Source organism: Ruminiclostridium papyrosolvens C7, from assembly GCF_000421965.1.
GTDB classification, from domain to species: Bacteria; Bacillota; Clostridia; order Acetivibrionales; family DSM-1351; genus Ruminiclostridium; species Ruminiclostridium papyrosolvens_A.
In genome coordinates, this window is record NZ_ATAY01000088.1 from 295,270 (window position 1) to 316,308 (window position 21,039).

The following is a 21,039-nucleotide window of genomic DNA, read 5'->3' on the forward strand; positions in this document are numbered from 1 at the left end:
ATAAGCTGTTTGTCCCATGCCCTGAGCATCCTATTTACTTTTCAATTTTGATATGACAAATGGTATTAAAAATTTTATATGATGATTGAATTCGGAACAGTTAATGAATTGAGAAATGTTGAATTGTTGTAATTACTGTATTCAAATGTCACTGCCATAATTATACATCTGTTGCAATAATTATACAACCGATAAGTCACAAAGGCAGTAAGTAAAAATGTTTACTGTTTAACACTGGTACTCCCGTATAAAATTATATCAATGATTGCTTCCAAGATATTTGCAAGAGTTTCTAACGGCTCATCCTAGGATATTTTACCGTCGCTCACATTCATCGTCCATGATTCATGGTTTCGCTAAAACCTACTTCGTGATAGGTTTTCCGGTAAAATATCCATCTTCGCCTACAAACATATGCAAATATCTTTAACCAAGCTTCCATTGATACAATTTATGCTTACGTACTGATCAAGATAGATAAAAATTAATTTTACAACAACTATACCTGTATATATTGTCCTGCCTGTACACGCCACATCTCCGCATACTTTCCGTTAAGCCGGAGCAATTCGTCGTGGCTTCCCTCCTCAATAATCCTTCCATTTTCAAGCATAAATATTTTATCTGCCAGTCTTGTAGTTGAAAGCCTGTGAGAGATAAACACCACAGTTTTATTTGCAGCAGCCTCAAGCATTGATTGGTTCAACTGATATTCTGCAATAGGATCAAGTGCAGACGATGGTTCATCTAGTATTATCAGGCTGGAATCTTTGTAAAAAGCTCTGGATATTGCAATTTTTTGAGCTTCTCCGCCGGATAGGTTCACTCCGTCCTCCTCAAATTCTGCCGTAAGTGGAGTATCAATCCCATGTTTAAAGCTTTGAAGCCGTTGTGCAAATCCGCTTTGCTCCAGTGCCGTCATTACAGGCTTTTCCGGAACTCCTTCCGCATTATCCATCAATACATTTTCCTTGACTGTAGCAGCATATAGCATATAGTCCTGAAATACCGTTCCTACATGCTCATGGTACCGGGCAACGTCGTAATCCTTAATATTAATGCCATCCAGAGAAATTGTACCTTCCTGTACGTCGTACAGGCGCATAAGCAGCTTGATTAACGTAGTTTTTCCTGCACCGTTGTAGCCTACAAGTGCGATTTTTTCATATGGGTTAATGGTCATATTTATATTATTTATTACTCTTTTTTCTCCTTCTTTATATGCAAAAGATACATTATCCATATTAAAGGTTTTTGGTGTCTTAGGCACATCAAGCTTTTTGTGGCTTACAATTTTAGGCTCATAATTTAAGAAGCTTCGGATTTTATCAATGTATAAGCTTGTTTCGCTGGCATAAGGGTAAATTTCTGTTATAGTCCTGAGGCTCTGTTTCAGCCTGCTGAAAGAGTTAAATAAAATAACAACACTGCTGTAGGAAATTGCACTTAAAACAGTGGCCTTATATACCAGATAAGTTATGTAAAGCACGTCGCTGATAAAGTCATTGGATACATAGTCTCTAAGAAAACTTATAACAAATTTCTTTTTTGCATTTGCTTTGTCTATGTTGTAGATAGCCTTATTTGCTTCTTTAAACTTACCAAAGAGCTTTCCTGACACATCCGGGTTCAGCCTGAGCTCCTTGGCATAATCATTAAGGTAGAATACACGGTTGACATAAGCTCTTTTCCGTTCCTCCGGATTTTTTTGCAAACGTATTTTAAAATTAATTTTGTTGAATACCTGCATGAGCATAAAGGACAGTATAAATGAAACCAGAACGAACATTATGGAAAACCAGTCTTTTACAAGGAAATATGTTCCCGTAGTAATAAACACTGTAAGCCCCGTAAATATTTTGTTGAGAAATTCCAACAATCTGTCCACCTGATTGTCTGCTTCGGAAACAGCCAGAACAAACTCATTATAGTATTCAGGATTATCGTAGCATTCCAAATCCAGCTCCTGTGCCTTTTCATAAAGCATAAACTTGAACTTCTGCTTCATCTTGGGCAATGCCTTTTTTGATATCAGCTGATTCACAAAAGCACCATACACCATACCCAAGCCAATCAATATAAACAGGATTACTATAAATACTGCGACCTTATAAAAGGGTCGTCCAAATTCTACTGATTCAAGTACATATCCGATACCATAGGTATGCTCAAGGAAAATTAAAATCTGGTTTCTTAATATGTCAAATATAAAAGCAAGAATATATAATGGTGAAGCTGAAAAACAGATCTTCAATATGAACAAATTATTGTCCCAGACCTGTTTAAAGGGCTGTTTCTTATTCATATCACTCATAGTGCAACCCCCTCTTCTATTTTATCCACTGCCAGATAGTTCATAGCCTGTTTTGTATACATATCAGCATAGGAACCATCCAGTTTCATCAACTCCTCATGAGTACCCTGCTCAATTAGTTCTCCATGTTCAAACATGAATACTCTGTCTGCATTTCGTACTGATGAAAGACGGTGGGAAATAAATATCATGGTTTTGTCTTTACTCTCACGCATTATGCTTTTATATAAATCATATTCGGCAATTGGGTCCAGAGCTGATGAGGGTTCGTCAAAAACCTTGATGGGAGTATTCTGAACAAAGGCTCTGGCAACCACTATCTTCTGGTACTGGCCCCCTGAAAGCACCGCTCCGTCCTCGTCAAATTCCTTGGTTAAAATCGTATTAATTCCTTTTGGCAGAGTCTCAACCTTTTCATAGACACCCGCTTTCTTCAAAGCTTCTATAACGGCTTCATCCTCATTTTCAACTTTATGGCCCATCAGAACATTATCTTTTACAGAGAGAGCAAGTACCTTGTAGTCCTGAAAGGCTGCGGCAAACAATTGCCGGTAAGCTCTAAGATTATATTCTTTTATGTTTCTACCGTTTACAAGAATTTCGCCGGAGGTAGGATCATACAAACGGAACAATAGCTTGATGATAGTAGATTTTCCCGCTCCGTTATGTCCTACAACAGCTACAACACTGTTTCCTGAAATGCAAAAATTCAGATTCTTTAATGCATACTTGCTGTCTTTGTAAGAAAAGCTTACATTACGGAATTCTATAGTTGAAATAACAGGCTCAGGAATATCCCCGTCCCAGTCTTCGGGAATAACTTCCTTATATTCAATAAAGGTCCGGAGGTTATTGACGAACAGCCCGTTCTTCATAGCCTCCACTATATTATTAAACAGCCCTATTAAAATCCATGTGGCAGACACCATCGTACTTGAAAGCACTGCAAGTTCCGAAAGAGAAATACTCTTTACAACAATTGCTCTGTAAGCGCCATAAAGAAGGACACCCTCAAAAATTACGGAAAATGTAAATACAACTTTCAGTACTTCCATTGGGATTAATTTAGGTGCATATTTATCTGCTATACTAATAGTCTTTTTTATAGCTTCGTTATATTTTTCCTTTATCAGGCTGTATACATTGGATAGTCTCATTTCCTTGGCATATTCAGCCAGATACATAACCCGGTTTACATACTGGAAAACTCTCTCACTAGGTATGCCTTCCCTGTACCTTTTCAATTCCAGCTTATTCATAATGCCGCCGAATACAAAATTCCCTATTATGGGAAAAACCACAAACAACACAGCTACCTTGTCTATGTCATACATGGAAAAAAATACTGCGACAGTTGCGAATATACCTACTAATATACCCCACACATTTCTTACAACGCTTGCAATTTTATCCCCGGCACCGTCAACTGCCATAGTGTATTTATTATAGAATTCCACATCTTCAAAACAGCTCAGTTCAACATTTCTAGCCTTCTGATACAGTCTCAGATACAGTCCTTCGTAGGTTTTAGTGCTGTTCAGGGGAAACGCAACGTTGTTTACATAGCTACGGTATAATCCAATTAGTGCAAATGCCGCCCCGCAAATCAATATAAATACCATTATACTGTGAAAGCTCATTTTCTTTTCAAATGCATTGATTATGTACCTCATAAAAATTGTGCTGAAAAACACCCATTCAAAATATCCTAAGATATTTAGTATCAATGCATGGATTACATTGCTTTTAGTAATACTCCATGCTATTTTCAAAGCAAAGATGTTATTCTTTATTGAAGCTAAATTCGACACCTCTTTTGATTTCTTTTCCAAATAAATCCCCCTAACAAGAATTAATAAACAGCTATTATAAAAGTCTTATATTAAGTGATAAAAACATTCCAAGGCATATAAAATATAATATAGCAAATAAAAACTGTGATGTAAATATTTGAATTTAGCGGTATTTAGCACCACTTATAAACTGTAAAAATAAATACAAGGGGCCGGGAAGTTTTTACCTCCCGGCCCCTTGTATTTATTTGCTGAAATGCCTACCTATCAATTGGTATATATTATAGGCCCGCCTAGTATATAAATCCTGAACAGGGCCAAATCAATAGCATCTATTGTATTATCATTATTAAAATCTACCGTCTTCATGGCTTCCTGCGATAAAGTTATCTTTCCCAACAGATACGACTTGAGCATAGCATAATCAAGAGAATTTACTTCCCCATCACCATTTGCGTCACCTAAAAGGAAATCGGCTGTCTGTGTCTTTACAATAACAACATAATTAACTATGCTAGGGAGAGCACCGTTTGTGCCAAGGGTTACAAGGGAATTTGCTGCATAATCCTTTTTATAGAGATTGTATTCAACCGAATTATTATCGCTTACCAAGGTTTCCCCAGTTGCAGTCCAACTACTAAGCCATGTCGGAATACTTGTTGCCCTTGTATCCAAACCTACGTAAACCGAAATATCTGATTTTGCTGTAAAGCAGGCTTCATCTACCGTATACATTTTTGAATCACATGCTGTCCTTATCCATTCGGAACCCGTAAGTTTCTGTGGAAGCTGGGTGAATTTGAATGTCCTGTCACCGTATACCAAGTCGCCAACCTGCAGATTTGGTTGGATTGACCAGTCACCGGAATTTTCGGTATCATTTACTGTTAACGCCTTTATCAGTTTACCATCAACAGTAACCGGATTACCTCCTGCCAGATATATAGAAGGCTGCGGAGGTGTTGCCATGCCACTTCCCAGGAAAAAGCCGGTATGGGGAGGCTGGTTATATGCTACGTTCTGCCAAGCTATTCCCAGTCTGTATACAGGATCGTGCATTAAGGTATAAATACGTCTGCTTGTCAAATCTGTAGTAGTATAAATATTTAAATATTTGTTATCGGATGTTCTCCATACAGCCTCTTCTCGCCAGTCTCCCAGAATGTCCGCCTGAAGACAGGGAGTAGATTTTGTTCCGTTGTTGGAAGAACATCCTCCTGCTGAAAGCAATGTTCCTCCGCCGTATTTAGTTATACTTGTACCGTCTAGCAGCTCACGAAGTTCATCACCATCCCACCAAATCGCGAAATTCTTCTGGGAAGGCGCAGAGCCGATATTCTGTCCTGTACAACTGTACAACGGTGAGCCTGCAGCCCATACCTCCTCACCCGGGTATTGTGCGGTCAAATCTGCTGAACATGCCCTTCCAACATCGTCGGATGCCTCAAACTTGAAAATCACACTTCCTGTCTTAGCATCCCGGAAGGATGCACCTACTCCCCCATTGCCGGCTGTGTCCTCATGGCAGGACCAGACTTCAAGTCCCGGCCTGTTTGGATTAAGGTCACCCAGATGCATTGAATCCCCGTGCCTCAAACCTGTAGTGTACAGTCCCTTTCCTGAATCATCAATGGTACAGGAACCGTAGATTATTTCGTCCTTTCCGTCATCATCCACATCAGCTACACTAAGATTGTGGTTACCTTGTCCGGCATAACCGGAATTACCGCTGCTATTACTGTCAAAGGTCCAACGTTTGGTTAACGTCGAGCCATTCCAGTCGTAAGCAACTAATACTGCCCTTGTATAGTATCCCCGGCACATAACAAGACTGGGGTGCGCACCATCCAGATATGCAATACATGCCAGAAAACGGTCTACACGGTTACCGTATGAATCTCCCCAACTGGAAACAGTACCTCTGCCAGGTTCATAGTTCCCTGTGTAAAGAGCCTTACCCGTGGTTCCTTCAAATATGGTCAGGTATTCAGAACCTGAAAGTACGTATCCTGATGAATTACGGTAATCTGCACCGGCATTGCCTATTACATTACCTATACCATCTTTTGTACCATCTGACGTTTTACATGCCATTTCAGCTTTACCGTCACCATTCAAATCATATACCATGAATTGTGTATAATGGGCACCTGCACGGATATTTTTCCCCAGGTCAACCCTCCATAGACGTTTACCGTTCATTTTATAGGCATCAATGTACACGTTCCCGGTATAGCCGCTTTGGGAGTTGTCCTTTGCATTTGACGGATCCCATTTCAGAATAATTTCATATTGTCCGTCACCATCCAAATCCCCGACACTGCAGTCATTGGCACTATATGTATAAGCCACTCCGTCAGGTGTCGTTCCTCCATCCGGAATCTGGAGAGGAATCTGCAGAAAATTACTTCCCCATACACTTACTGATGGTGATATTGGCTGTTCACTGCCGTTTACTACGGCACTTACAGAATACTTTGAACTTGCAGTCCCTGATTTGTCAACATAGTTGCTTGCCCCGGATATGTTGGTCAACTTCACTGAGTCCCGGTAAAGATTATAGGTTACATCAGCGGTTTCAGTTCCCAACACGCGCCAACTTACAAAAACACCATTGCTGACTTTAACTGCCACTACACCCCTATCCAAATTTTCCATTTGGCGTGTTGTTGCAGCCAATGCTGCTTGTTGAAAGCTACAACAAGTTACCAGCATTACACAAATCAAAAAGCCCAGAAACACCTTTCTTAACATATTTAACCCCTCCTTATGAATTTATTTTTATTTAATTACCATTTAATAAATAGCTCTTTAACAGTGCGTAATCCAAAGCATTTACAGACCCGTCGGTATTCACATCTGCAGCTGTTAAATTTATACCGTCAGATATCCCGGTCAATATGTACTTCCTCAGTAACGCAAAATCCAAGGCACTTACTGTTCCATCCTCATTTACATCACCTGAAAGGACATCAGATGTTTGAGACTTTACAATAACCGCATAATTTACGGTACTTGAGGATGCTCCGTTAGTTCCCAGTGTCACAAGGAAATTTACTGCAAAATCCTTTTTGTACAGATTGTAAACAACCGCATTATTATCGCTTACCAAGGTCTCCCCCGTTGAAGTCCAACTGCCTAGCCAACCAAGAGTACTTGTTACTCTGGTATCCAAGCCAACATAAACCGTTATATCTGATTTTGTTATAAAGGAGGCTTCATCGGCGGTATACATTTTGGAATCACATGCCGTCCTTATCCATTCACAACCCATAAGACTTTGTGGAATCTGTGTAAATTTATATGTCCTGTCGCCGTATATTAAGTCTCCCGCCTGCATATTTGACTGAATAGACCAGTTTGCGACATTTAGGGTATCGTTTACAACCAGCGACTTTATGTATTGTCCGTCCGGAATCGGCACAGGGATATTTTCGTTTACATTGGGATTCCAACCGTCGGAACCTGAAAGGAATTTCTCCATTGTATACTCTGCTGCTCTTGAGGAAGGCAGCTGCTTTCTGGATGTATTTGCACCTGCGCCGTAATTTTGATACTCCCACATTTCAAAGTTTGCAGGATTGTTGCCTGACATGACAGTCCATCCTGCATCAGCAATATGAGAGCCTAATTCACATTCCCGGTACAATACCTTCGGGGTTGTCTGAACAGTGTCAGAACTTGGAATCCAAGGTCTTCCCAGATAAATGGTTTTGGGACTTGCGCTGCTTGTCAGCTTACACTTGTATATAAGATATCCCTTCTGACTTGCCTTGGTGCTGGGTGCCGTAACACATCCTCCGCTTCTGTTGAGAGAAAAAATTTCACAGCTTTCAAATACCGCATTTGCCGAGCCAAATATGAAATCCACATCCCCCTCAATATAACAGTTGTAATAATACTGCCTGCAAGCATCCCCGTTTGCATACAGTGTGTCCTGATTCCCTTTAAAGGAACAGCCTTTGAATATCATCTTGTCTGCTTTGGCAAGAACAGCCACAGCCTGACTGCTGCCATTGGCCGCCTCATCATATGAATTTTCAAAAGTTATGTTCTCAGCCTGAAATCCTGCTCCTGCAATAGTAACACTGGCACTTCCCGTTGTACCTAATGTTCCTCCTGAGGATGTTTTGGTACTGGCTGCATCATTGTAGGTTAAAATCGTTCCTGCTTTACTTTGTCCAATCAACGAAATATTAATTTTAGTTGAAGGTATATTTATTTTTTCTTTATATGTACCGTTTTTAATGTATATGGTTGTTCTGGTTTGGCTATTGGACGGCACACTATTTATAGCTGCCTGTACCGTAGTATAATTACCGCCTCCGTCCTTTGCTACAACCATATCATAGGACACCGCTCCCACTTTAGACAACAAAAATGAGCCAACCATGGTTTGAAGCACAAAGATAAGAAACAAAACTAACTGAAAAAATCTTTTTCTTTTCATCGGTCGCCCCTCCCTTATATATTTGTATTGAACAAAATATAACTTTTGATGAGTGCCAGATCAATTGCATTTACGGAGTTATCTTTATTTACATCTGCTGCCTGTAAATCCATTCCGTCAGTTACTCCGGTCAGTATGTACCTCTTTATCAGTGCAAAATCCAATGCATCTACTGCTCCATCTCTATTCACATCACCATTTAGAATCACCGGTGCTGATTTAAGTTTTACGACCACGGTATAATTCACTACACTGGAGGATGCCCCGTTAGTTCCAAGTACCACGCTTGAACCGGCAGTAAAATCCTTTTTATAGATATTGTATGTTACGGCATTATCCGTGCTTAATGCTTCGCCGGTTTTTGTCCAGCTGCTAAACCAGGCAGGTATGCTGGTAACCCTTGTGTCCAGGGCCACGTAAACAGTTAAATCTGATTTGGTAGTAAAGGAGGCTTCATCTGATGCGTATAGTTTCGAATCACATGCTGTTCTTATCCATTCAGCACCTGCAAGGCTTTGGGGAATTTGAACAAATTTGAAGGTTCTGTCTCCGTATATTATATCTCCCACCTGTAAATTGGTTTGAACAGACCAATCTGCAGCATTATCCGTATCGTTTACAAGCAGAGATTTGATATATTGTCCATCGGGAATAGGTTCTGGTGTGGGTATAATGATATCTTTAACTAGGTTTTTGGGCCAATCACCATACCAAGCATAACCGTCTCTTCTTTCCTGACTTATTTCTGACATTTGATAATGGATTGAGCCGTCCCGGTCAACAAACATTGCCCTATTGGTACCGAGTTCATAAAAACGTGCCCATATAGGCGGTGCTGAAGGATCACTGACAACTACTCTGTCATCTCCTGTGTCAACTACTTTAATCCCCAGTATTTTAACCTGTGCAAACCAGTTAACAGCAGAGTTTATTGCGTTTGTTATTTCGGTGCTTGGGTTGCTGATTCCTTTGAGATAATTTACTATACCCACACTCTCACTGGTACAATTGGAGGGCAATTCATAGGCCCTGGCACTTGCAGGCTTCAGCGTCACTTCGTCATGCTGTTGACACCATGCGGTTTTTACACCATTTACAATTATTTGTGTGTTTAATATACATTGGATACCTTTTTGAATTGCACTGCTTGCTCTTGAGGCTCTGGTGGAGTCTATGAAGGTATAATCCCCTGACTTTTTTGATACATCGGTTAATAAGTTCATAACATGAATCATTGCATTATCATTGTAGGTTATGTGTGCATGATATGTTCCTGCATCGTTAAATACTTGGGGCCATCCACCGTTGGAATACTGTCCGTTCAGTAAAAGGTCAATACCCTTTTGACAAGCAGTCAGATATTTTGTGTTTTTGGTCTGATTATAAGTCTTTGCTAAAACTTTTATCTGAGAAGTGGTAGTATCATTGTCTATTGTAGATTTACCCCATGACCCGCTGGTACTTGTAGTCATGTCCTTCCTCCAGCCTCCGTCTGAAAGCTGGTACTGAACTATACTGTCTGCAAGTGCAATTCCATCTGAACTGCCAAACCATGAGTCTGAATTTTTAAATACACTGCTCCAATCCGGGGTTGAAGCAAATGCGTGTTTGGGAAATAATAAAATTAAAGATAAAACCGAAACCAGCATTGTTACATACAACGCCTTTGGAATTTGAGTTTTAATGCTTTTTTGCATTTAAAATACCTCCTTACAAATCAAGTTGAATTTTAACCACTTCATTGCTTATATTCAAAAGCTCTCTAATATTTTTTGGTATCTCCTCCAATACAATTTGTCCCTTACCTAGGGGGAGCACTTCGTTGAAATATTCGTTTATTTCCAGCATAAGTTTTTTCATTATATATGACCTGTGAATAATACATGGCTCTCGGTCATTAAACAATTCAATACTCTTTTCAATGATTATTTCGTCTTTAAAAGGCAGCGAATTTAATTTACATTCATGCTTGGTACTGCCTTTTTTATCAATAAATACTATTCTTCTAGGCTGCATGTGGCCTACACCTCCAATTTAGCTTAAAAAAACAAAAGAATTAATATAAAGAATAAAGCCAAAATTAGTGAATTTATTATCTTTATGATATGAAGCCGTTCCCTTATTGCCTCTGAGACATCAAAAATTTCTTTGCCCTTGTACACCAGAAATAGCAATATGATAAGGGGCAAAATGACTCCTGAATTATACACAAGAAGGGAACTCAACGCCTGCAGGCTTAACTGGGAATTTGTCTGAAAAATTGTAATAATAGTAGCAAGATAGATTTGCCCTGTACACAGAAACTCCCCCAGGGATATAATCACTCCCAGCAGAAAGCCTAATAACAATATTATTTTCAGGTTCGAAAAGCCGGATACTTTTTTTATTACCCCATGATTGAACCTTCTAAGTACTTCGGGAAGTTGCAGACGTATTTTGTCATATCTTTCAGCTTTAGCTGCAAAATAATCCTGTATGCTCATAACAATCAGGACTAGTAGCACAACTGCGAAAATTATCTTAAATAATGTATTAAATAGCCTGAAATCAAACATTGACAAAAACCGGAATAGAATTGTTCCCAACAGTAAATATGCAAGAAACTTGCCTGAAATAAAAGATATTCCTATTTTCAGTATTTTTTCTTTTTTTACAGTTAAAAGGGATAAAAAAAACAGCAGCATGGACAAGGAACAGGGATTTAAACCATTAATAACACCTGCCAGGAATACGCTTGGAGTCGTAAAGCCTTTAAACCTCCTAATATCTTTTTCATGGGTTTCTGACAAAATATTAATCTCTAGTGTTTTGGCTCCGGGGGTATTTAACACTTTTTCAAGATTAGTTCTAATGAACTCTTCATCTGTAAAATATTTGTCCCTGATAAAAATAACAGGAACAATCCCCTCATCTTCTGGGGAAACCTTGTATGCTTCACTATACTTGTCCAACAGACTTTTGTTTCTCAAATCAGATATATCATACTTCCTTAAATCAAGGTTTTTATGGCTTTCACTAAAATTTTCAAGGAAGTCCGACATACTACTACAGGAGGCACATGTAGGGCTGTAAAAGTATACTGACGTGACTTTATTTTCACTTTCAGCCCAAGACCTGAAAACACTTCCATGTGCCAACAATAACAATACTAAAAGGAAAAGCGCAAACTTTCTCATCGTATACTCCCCATATGCCAGTTTATAATCCCAGTATGTATTTAACTGCCTCATTGGCATCTGTAAATAGTTTCTCAACAGAATAGTCGTTATTTATTATTAAAAACATTGGGTATTTTCGGTTTACAGCTTGGATACCCTGTTTATCACTGAATATATTAAAATATATCTGCTGAGGGTCAATTTCAAAATTCTTATCATATGAATGTCTTGTATCAAAATCCGGGCGTACAGTTATTATATTTATTTTTTTCCCCATGGAATTAATATTTTTACTCACAATATCTTCACTGACTCTACATATCTTGCAGCCTGATGACATAAACATAAGAAGTGTCTTTCCGTTGTCATTACCGGGAAAATCAGCTGACTTGGATACATTATTTACAATCAATTCTCCTGCCTTAACACTTAAATCTGTTTTCCCGTTCAAATTGATTAATTCGTTTATTAAAGATATGTAGCTGTAGCCCGTTACCATTACAATTTTATTCTTTTCATCCACAAGAAAAGCATTTGGCTTTGATTCACTCAGACTGACCTTGTGTTTTAGAGAATAATTATACCTTTCATCAATTCCTGCTTTTTGTATATCCTCTACAGGTATACTGTCTTCCCAAACTAATAAATAACCGATATCTTTACAGCTAAGAAGACTAATTGTTTTTGAAATGCAGTCCAGCCTTTTCATACAATCTTCATTTGTACTGTCAAGGTAGAACACTACTTTATATTTGCTTTTTATATCACTTATTTTATATGCTTCACCGGAAACACTGAATAGTTTTGCATTTGAGGGAATTGCATCACCTGACAAAAGCTCAAAACTTTTGCGGCGGTCCGAGCATGAGGCTGTTAAAACTATTATCAGAACAACTATAGCAAGCACCGCAGGAATAACATGTTTTTTCATATACTCCACCACCACCTATTTCAATTTACTTTATTTGTGAATTCCAATCAGGCAACGCTCTTTATTAAGCTAATTAACCTGACTGGAATATCACTTTAACTATCCTGGCAGATAACTATTGCATTATGCTGCACCTTGTCCGGGGAAAACAGTTATAGTGCCCAGTAAGTACTGTTTTAGCAGTAAAAGATCCAGTGCATCCACTGTGCCATTGGCATCTAAATCAGCCACTTTTGTGTTTTCAATTGTTCCCAGTCCCAGCAGGTGCTTTTTCACTATTTGAAAATCAATTGCATCTATCTGCCCGTCCGCATTTAAATCACCTAGTTTTACTGTATTACTTTCTTCAGTAAATGTGAACCAGTTAAGGTTGAATAAGTATCCGCTGTCTCCTGTAAATTTAAGATATAAGTCATGTTTTCCGCTTACCCCGCTAATATTACACTCTACATCACTAAAGGTCTGCCAATCACCGGTTCCTGCAACAGGGCATGTCCCAACTAAGGTTCCGGTTGCACTGTCAAGTCGTATTTCAATCTTACCTCCGCTGGTGGCACTTGATACTCTTGCTTTAAAGCTTGTTGCACCGCTACCAAAATTGACATTGTTGTAAAGAGCATAATCCCCGTTTTCGATATAGCCAATAGCACTTCCACCTTCATTACAGGTTTCAGTTTGGACTCCTGATTGGTCGTTGTAACTCTCAGCTTCCAATTTTGTGAAAGCATCTCTTTCGACTGGGGTTGCGTTACTTTTTCCATCTATTCTTCCGAAGATGTTGATTGCAAAATGGTAGAGGGTTTTTGACCAGAAAGTAGCATCATGGCTCCCACCGCAATAATGATAAAGGTGGTCTATTCCCCTCTGAGTCAATCCATTATGAACTGCAACAGTTTTTGCATAAATACCATAGAAGTCTTCTGTACCGCAACTAAGCATTAATGTTTTAATCTGTTGATTTGTAGCAGTAGGATTGTTATATATGGCTGAGAATTGGGGTCCGTCTGATGTTGTATCAGTAGCACCGGAAAAACAACCAAGGTAAGAGAATGTGTCATAGTGCTTGGAACCAATATCAATAGTATGTATGCCCCCCATTGAATATCCGCAAAGCGCTCTGCCATCCTTGTTCTTTATTACTGAATATTTACTTTCCATATAAGGAATGATTGAATTTATCATTTCCTGTTCAAAACCGTTTGCAAGTGCAGGGCTATTATAATCCGGCATAACAACAATCACAGGGTCCATTTTCCCATCAGCTAACAGATTGTCCATCATAATGTCCGGTCTGCAATAGTCATAGCCTTCCTTATATGTACCCCCTCCTCCATGCAGAAAGTAAATTATGTTGTAGGTTTTACTTTGAGAATAGTTTGGTGGCAGATAAACTCCCATAGTGCGGTTCTTTTTTTCTGAATTTGAGTAGTATGTGACTGCACTATAGCTTCCGTGTGGTATATTTGCTCTGTAATTAAGGAATCCTGCAGGCGGATCAGCTGTAATAGTTCTGTTTTGACCTGCAAACAAAGGTATTGTACAGCTGAAAATCATTATCACACACAATGCAATAGTGATTGTTAACTTTTTAATCATCTCTGTTTCTTCCTTTCTTATTTTTAGTTTGTTTTAGTGTTTATACTGGTCTCGGTGTAGGTAAAACAGATATTAGGCCAAGAAGATATTGCTTGAGCAGTGAGAAATCAATAGCGTTTACCTCACCATTTGCATCCAAATCAGCCAAATTCGCATATTCTATTGCTTCTAATCCCAAGATATATTTTTTCAATAATAGTAAATCTATTGCATCTATTTGACCGTCATTATTTATGTCACCCGTTTTTCCCGTTACAATCGGTGCATTAATGAATTTGAACCAGTTAATGTTGAACAGATATCCGCTGTCCCCGGTAAAAGTAAGATATAAATCATGTTTACCGCTTACTCCGCTGACATTGCAATTTACATCTACCCAATTCTGCCAGGCTCCTGTTCCGGTAACCGGACAGGTACCTACTAAAGTACCGGTAGGGCTGTCAAGTCTGATTTCAATATTTCCTCCGTTGGTAGCACTTGATACTCTTGCCTTAAAGCTTTGTGCACCTGCTCCGAAATTAACATTCTTGTAAACTGCATAATCGCCGTTTTCTATATATCCGAGGCATTCTCCGCCTTCATTGCAGCTTCCGTTCTGAGTTCCGGACTGGTCGTCATAAGCTTCTCCTTCCAATTGAGAAAAAGCATCTTTTTCTACAGGGGTTATGGTTCCAAGGTCCGCTACAAAGGTTGTAACACTCTGAGCAGGAAGCTGAGCTGTAAAAGATGTCCCGGTGTATGAAGTTGATGCTGTAACATTTCTACTGCCGTCGGTTACCCATGAAGATACTTTAGATACTGATGTTGCACCCTGCAAATTAAACTTCTGGCTTACTGCAGAAGTGCCTTTGTTAATGGCAACAATTACAGCCTTGCCATCGCCTTTATAAGCGGATATATATACATTTGTATCCGGGTTCTTTGTTGCATCAACTCTTACGTATCCCGGACGAACAAATTTGGAGTACTGAGCCATCATTGCACCACGTTTACTCATGGTTCCGTCCTCTTTCATAGGGCCATATGACCTGCGGATATACCACCATACATATGCCTGAAAATTTCCTTCAACTATACCATTATGCATGTTATACGCAACATCCAATGCTTCCGGAAAGCGATCTGCCGAATCAGCATTACTGTTTGGAACATATACTTCTGTCATCCAAAGCTCTTTTCCCGCTCCTTTTTGTTGAAAAAGGGGATAAGGCATATTACTGACACTTGTACCATAAAAATGCGCGCCCAGAATATCCATATTGGCAAGGGCTGCAGAATCGTTCAATATTGGGTCTGACATGTTCTTTAAGTATTGGAAGGATTCAGGAGCTATTACCTTGGCGCCGGTAATTGAGCCTGCATTATTTTTCATGAAATTAAGCATTTCCTGTGGTGTCCACCATGTCCATGTCTCAGCGTAATCAGGCTCGTTCTGAACAGATATGGCATAAAGTGGAGCTCCATTATCTTTCATGTATTTTACAAAATTATTCAGGTGCTGTGCATATTCATCATATTGGTCATATTTCAAACGTGTTTGATTTGCAGTGCCATTACGAGTGAATTTTTCCTGCATTGCTGTCGGAGGATTCCAAGGGGAGGCGAAAACAATCCCGCCATGTGCTATAGCACTTTTAGCAGTTGCTACTTCTTTTGACCAGTTACTGCTGTTTTCGTCAACATGGATTCTTAAAATAGTAAAACCCAGCTGCCCATCTCCATTACCAAAAGCTGTCTCTCTTTGAGCGACAGTTAAATCCGATTGCCAACCGGTGTGGACCATTCCGCCAAAGCCACGCATTTCCTGCTTTTCTGCTGACAGATTAACAGTTACATCACTTGCTGCTGAAACCTCCGTTACCTGTACTGTAAATACCAGCGAAAAAACAATTAAACAAATCAGAAGTACACTTAACATTTTTTTTATACTTGTTATCATATTTTTATCCTCCTATTAAATTGTAATAATTAACCGATTTGATTCTTAGCTAAAATGACTATATTGTCCCAAGCAGATATTTCTTCAGCAGTGAGAAATCAATTGCATTTATCTCACCATTTGCATCCAAATCAGCCAATTCCGAATTTTCTATTGTCTCTAATCCCAATAGATATTTTTTTAACAACAATAAGTCTATTGCATCTATTTCTCCGTCATTATTTATATCTCCCGGTTTCCCTGTTACAATTGGTGCATTAGAAAATTTGAACCAGTTAAGATTGAACAGGTATCCGCTGTCCCCGGTAAATTTCAGGTATAAATCATGTTTACCGCTTGCTCCGTTGACATTGCAGGTTATATCAGACCAATTCTGCCAATCACCTGTTCCCATAACTGGACAAGTTCCTACCAAGGGGCCGTCAATACTGTCAAGCCTGATTTCAATCTTTCCTCCACTGGTAGCACTTGATACCCTTGCCTGAAAGCTTTGGGCACCTTCTCCGAAATCAATATTGCTATAAACAGCAAAATCTTCATTTTCAATAAATGCAACATCTTGTCCACCTTCGCTACAGGTTTCAGCTTGTACTCCATATTGGCTGCTGAACTCTTCTGCTTCTATCTGTGAAAACGCAGATTTTGGAATATCGACGCTGGGTTTGCCCCAGAGTTCAAGTTCAGTAATTCTGGCACCGCCGGAGTTATCCTGAGTGGCTGTATTGATATACAGGCGCACATATCTTGAATTAAAGGTCGGAACATTTCTGTCGGTTATATTCTGCTGGTTTCCGTAAACTACATCAACATCAGTCCACGTAGTTCCGTCATCACTCTTTTGCAGGGTGAAATCTCTGGTATTGAATCTAATTGCTTCAGCAACACCGCAATGTTTTACAACCCAACGACTGATATCATACTTTGCGCCAAGATCGACTTGCAGCCATTCGCCGCTAATACCGTTATCATGACACCATTTGGAAGTAGTTGAACCATCGACAGCTTTTCCGCCCTCTTCACCGGAATTAGACCCAGAAGCAGTGGCAGTCTTATTCAAGGCCACATTTGTCAGTACTGTACCTGATTCTACTAATCGTAATGAACCATCCAACTGATAGGTGTATCCCTTCTTTGTCGGAAAGCTTATGGTTTTGTTGCCGTAACGAACATTACAAACATTGCCTGAATTTGATTTAATAGTAGCACCGGTTAAAACACCATTTTCCCAATTCATTTTTGTAACAGTGAAATTTCCACGGGCACAAAGACCATCAGCATGTCCGGTTGACCATTGGCTTGGTAAGGCCGGCAAAAGTTGAATTTCATTATTATGACTTTGCAAAAGCATTTCAGCTATTCCTGAGGTAAATCCGAAGTTACCGTCTATCTGGAACGGAGGATGTGCATCCCACAAGTTATCGTAGAGTCGTCCGTCTTTATTTACAGGTGTAATCAGCAGTTTGACAAGATTGTATGCATGGGCTCCGTCTTCCAGTCTTGCCCAGCAATTTAATTTCCAAGCTTCGGACCAACCTGTTCCAACGTCACCGCGAGTATTCAAGGATTTAATTACTGCATTGGCAATAGAAGGTGTATTCCGTTTGTTTATTTCCAATCCCGGGAATAGGTCGTACGCCAAGGAAATATGACGGTTTTTCTCGGACTGGCTGTCCCAGTCGTAAGCCCATTCCTGCAATTGTCCCCAACTGCCTATAGTATCAGGTTTAATCTGTGAAACCTTGGATTGGAGGGTTGAACGGAAAGTAGAATCAACATTCAATATCCCCGCTGCCTGAATTACATCTTTGAAAAGTTCACGGCTGATTCCATTGTCCATAGTTACACCGTAGCTGTTGTAAGCCCCCTGCCCTCCGCTGGTACTGGGTGGTGTAAGTTCAGGTGAAGTACCCGGACAGATAACCTGATAGTTTTGCCCATTTATGCTTTTGGACTGCATCAGAGTTTGTAAGAAATCCGCTGCTCCTTTTATTACGGGATAGATTTCGTTCAAATACGCTGTATCCTGATTAAAGTTGTATGCATCATACAGCATATTGGAAACCCAACCGGCACCGGTTGGCCAGAAGCCCCATTCACCGTCAATAGGAGCGGTTCTGTTCCATAAGTCGGTGTTATGGTGTAATACCCATCCGTTTGATATGTTGTAATGGGCACGGGCAGTTTCATTACCGGGAGCCTGAAGTTCTTTTGCCTTTGCAACAAATGGCTTAAAGCACTCGGCCAGATTTGTAGTAAAGGCAGGCCAGTAATTCATTTCATAGTTTATATTAGTGGTCATTTTACAACCCCATGCAGGATTGCGGAATTTATTCCAGATTCCCTGAAGGTTCATGGGCTGAGAATCCCGGGAAGCACTAATCATTAAATATCTTCCGTATTGGAAAAGCACTTTTGCCAATTTGGGGTCATTTGTTGTGCCAAATTCAGATATACGCTGACCCATAGGTTTGCTGTTTTCGCTGCCGCTACCACCTAAGTCTACATCCACTCTCTTAAATAAGTTCTGATAGTCTGCAACATGGTTGTTATATAAGGTATTATATGATTTTGTCAAAGCGTTTGTAATATCCGTAGTGGCTTTTCCCTTTTCATCTCCATTACAGGTTTTATAATTTACAAAATTTGTACGGATAGATGTCAGAATAACTACCGAATCTGCATTTATAACGGATATTTGGTTGTTGTTAGCTGAGACTGAACCATTTGTATTAATAATCTTTGATCTGGTTGAAAACCAAACCGCATATGATATACCATTGTCGGAATCCCCGTGTCCATTCATTATTAAGGTATCATTGCCCGAGGTAGAAACGGTATACTGGCCGGTAAGTGAAGATTCGTAGCCGGCTGTAAGAGATATTGAGCCCGGTGAACTACATGTAATTTTTGTTACCATTATCTGGTCAGGATAGCTTACAAAAGATTCACGGTGATATTTTTTTCCGTTATATGTATAATCACTTGAAACAACTCCGGTATTCATATCAAGCTGCCTGGAGTAATCTGAAACCGAACTGTGTCCAAATGAGAGTTTTAAGTCCCCGATTGATTGATACTTTGCTTCTCCACCGCCTATCATGTTATTAGCAATAGTGGTACTACCGGTTTTATATTGGCCGGCGAACAACTGATCCTGAGCAGTTTTTAAAGAGTTTGCTGCTCCGGTTCTATTATTGTTGCCGGGACCGCTGCTCCAAAAGGTAGCTTCGTTCAAATCAATCCTCTCATCTGGATAGTTACCGTAAACCATTGCACCAATTCGACCGTTTCCAAGAGGTAATGCCTTGTAAAATGATTCGTTAATATCGTACGGGTCGCCTGAAAAGTTACTCCCCGCCATGGTGTTGTACAATAATTTCAAGTCATTATCCTGAGTAATAACCTCCTCAGTTTGAACGGTGTCTTGAGTAGCAGCCATTGATTTGTAACCGCTAAACGGTAAATTTCCACTTGTAATGAGTACCCCCGCCAAGATAGTAGCACCGAATCTCCTGATAAATTTCTTATTTATCTTCATGAAACGCCTCCTTAATAAAAAAACACAAGCCGGTTTTTTAAAATGTCCCGGCCTATGCTTATATTTTAGAATCTATTCCGGGTTATTTTTTAATGTAGGTGTCGGCTGTTGATACTTGTCACCCTATACCCAAGTTCCCCTACCGTTTACCATTTCAGCGCCTGAATCATTTTTTCTGCATAGCGCTTGCCCAAAGTAACTGATGAATCATGCCCGAAGTGGAGACGGTATTGTGTATCTGCAGTATCCACAACTAATCCGTCCGCTGAAACTACATAGCTATTTGTAATCAAGGAAGGCAATTGATTTACCAGTGTATTGTGACCTGCACATGGGCCGCTGTAAAGCAGTTCACCTGCAATAAATGGGACGTTCCCCAGATTCAGATCTGTTCTAAGGTCATCAACCAGTGTTTTTACCTTTCCCGGCCAGCTGGTGTCACCACTGTTTGATTCGCCTTGGTGGAAAATAATCCCTTCAATTACTCCACCCTTTTGCTGAGCAAGTTTTGCACGATTTACAATCCAACTGTATTTGGTTCCACCGGACTTCATAAAAGTCTCAATCTTTTCACCGCTTATAGCACATGGTATAAGCCCGATGGTGTCACTGGAGGGAACCTTTTGTATCATAGTCTTTCCGAACCAGTCTCCAGGTCCGATGGCATCCAGCCAAGCGGCATGAAGAGGAGGACATGCCACATCCCATTGGTCTGTTACTCTGCCCAGTGCAGCGTTATTATCATAGCCCAGTACAAGTACGCGAGGATCTTCCACCTTATCTGAGGCCTGTGATGCAGCATATCCGGCCATATTGGACTGGCCAAGCAATAAGAAACAATGGAATTTAGGAGTAGTTGGTTCTGTAGTACCTTCTCCTGGGAATTCAATTATAATGCCCAGTAAATATTGCTTCATCAGTGAGAAGTCAATTGCGTTAACATCTCCGTTAGCATCCAAATCAGCAAGCTTAGTGTCTTCTATTGTTCCTGATCCCAGAAGATATTTTTTTAATACTTGTAAGTCAATGGCATCTATTTGTCCGTCGGAATTTATATCACCTAATTTACCTGTAATAACAGGTGTATTGCTGAATTTAAACCAATTAAGGTTGATTAAATATCCGCTGTCTCCAACATATTTCAGGTATAAGTCATGTTTTCCGCTTACACCGCTGACAGTACAGTTCGCATCTGCAAAGGCCTGCCATCCGCCTGTTCCGCTAACTGCGCAAGTCCCAACCAAGGTTCCGGTTGCACTGTCAAGTCTTATTTCAATCTTGCCTCCGCTGGTGGCACTTGATACTCTTGCCTGAAAGTCA

General features: G+C 39.9%; 12 protein-coding genes. All 12 read right to left on the reverse strand.

The genetic code is table 11. The features are described from left to right. Positions 1 to 499: 499 nt before the first annotated feature. Positions 500 to 2,314, reverse strand: a complete 1,815-nt coding sequence (locus tag L323_RS38085) for an ABC transporter ATP-binding protein (protein WP_020816926.1) — start codon at positions 2,312 to 2,314, stop codon at positions 500 to 502. Beyond that, complete coding sequence (locus L323_RS38090) at positions 2,311 to 4,146, reverse strand: ABC transporter ATP-binding protein (RefSeq protein ID WP_020816927.1); 1,836 nt, start codon at positions 4,144 to 4,146, stop codon at positions 2,311 to 2,313. The genes L323_RS38085 and L323_RS38090 overlap by 4 nt, the downstream gene beginning before the upstream one ends. Before the next feature lie 228 nt (positions 4,147 to 4,374). Then, positions 4,375 to 6,861: a dockerin type I domain-containing protein gene (locus L323_RS38095; protein ID WP_020816928.1), complete on the reverse strand. Its 2,487-nt coding sequence runs from the start codon at positions 6,859 to 6,861 to the stop codon at positions 4,375 to 4,377. Positions 6,862 to 6,892: 31 nt separating this feature from the next. Next, positions 6,893 to 8,557: a pectinesterase family protein gene (locus L323_RS38100; RefSeq protein WP_020816929.1), complete on the reverse strand. Its 1,665-nt coding sequence runs from the start codon at positions 8,555 to 8,557 to the stop codon at positions 6,893 to 6,895. 14 nt (positions 8,558 to 8,571) lie between these two features. Continuing rightward, positions 8,572 to 10,254 carry a pectate lyase gene (gene pelA, locus L323_RS38105; RefSeq protein WP_020816930.1) on the reverse strand — a complete coding sequence of 561 codons (1,683 nt, stop codon included), beginning with the start codon at positions 10,252 to 10,254 and terminating at the stop codon, positions 8,572 to 8,574. Positions 10,255 to 10,267: 13 nt separating this feature from the next. After that, the gene (locus L323_RS38110; RefSeq protein WP_020816931.1) at positions 10,268 to 10,573 is read right to left on the reverse strand and encodes a hypothetical protein; all 306 of its coding nucleotides are present in this window, start codon (positions 10,571 to 10,573) and stop codon (positions 10,268 to 10,270) included. Between the two features lie 23 nt (positions 10,574 to 10,596). Next, on the reverse strand, positions 10,597 to 11,733 hold the full coding sequence (locus tag L323_RS38115; RefSeq protein ID WP_020816932.1) for a thioredoxin family protein: 1,137 nt from the start codon (positions 11,731 to 11,733) through the stop codon (positions 10,597 to 10,599). A 22-nt stretch (positions 11,734 to 11,755) separates the two neighbouring features. After that, positions 11,756 to 12,646, reverse strand: a complete 891-nt coding sequence (locus tag L323_RS38120) for a hypothetical protein (RefSeq protein ID WP_020816933.1) — start codon at positions 12,644 to 12,646, stop codon at positions 11,756 to 11,758. 123 nt (positions 12,647 to 12,769) lie between these two features. Continuing rightward, on the reverse strand, positions 12,770 to 14,242 hold the full coding sequence (locus L323_RS38125; RefSeq protein WP_020816934.1) for a carbohydrate-binding protein: 1,473 nt from the start codon (positions 14,240 to 14,242) through the stop codon (positions 12,770 to 12,772). 40 nt (positions 14,243 to 14,282) lie between these two features. Continuing rightward, on the reverse strand, positions 14,283 to 16,181 hold the full coding sequence (locus L323_RS38130; RefSeq protein ID WP_020816935.1) for a carbohydrate-binding protein: 1,899 nt from the start codon (positions 16,179 to 16,181) through the stop codon (positions 14,283 to 14,285). Positions 16,182 to 16,239: 58 nt separating this feature from the next. Beyond that, positions 16,240 to 19,719, reverse strand: coding sequence for a glycosyl hydrolase family 95 catalytic domain-containing protein (locus tag L323_RS38135; protein ID WP_020816936.1), 3,480 nt, complete (start codon positions 19,717 to 19,719; stop codon positions 16,240 to 16,242). Positions 19,720 to 19,865: 146 nt separating this feature from the next. Then, positions 19,866 to 21,039: sialate O-acetylesterase (locus tag L323_RS38140; protein WP_020816937.1), on the reverse strand; the 1,174-nt coding region annotated here is incomplete at its 5' end.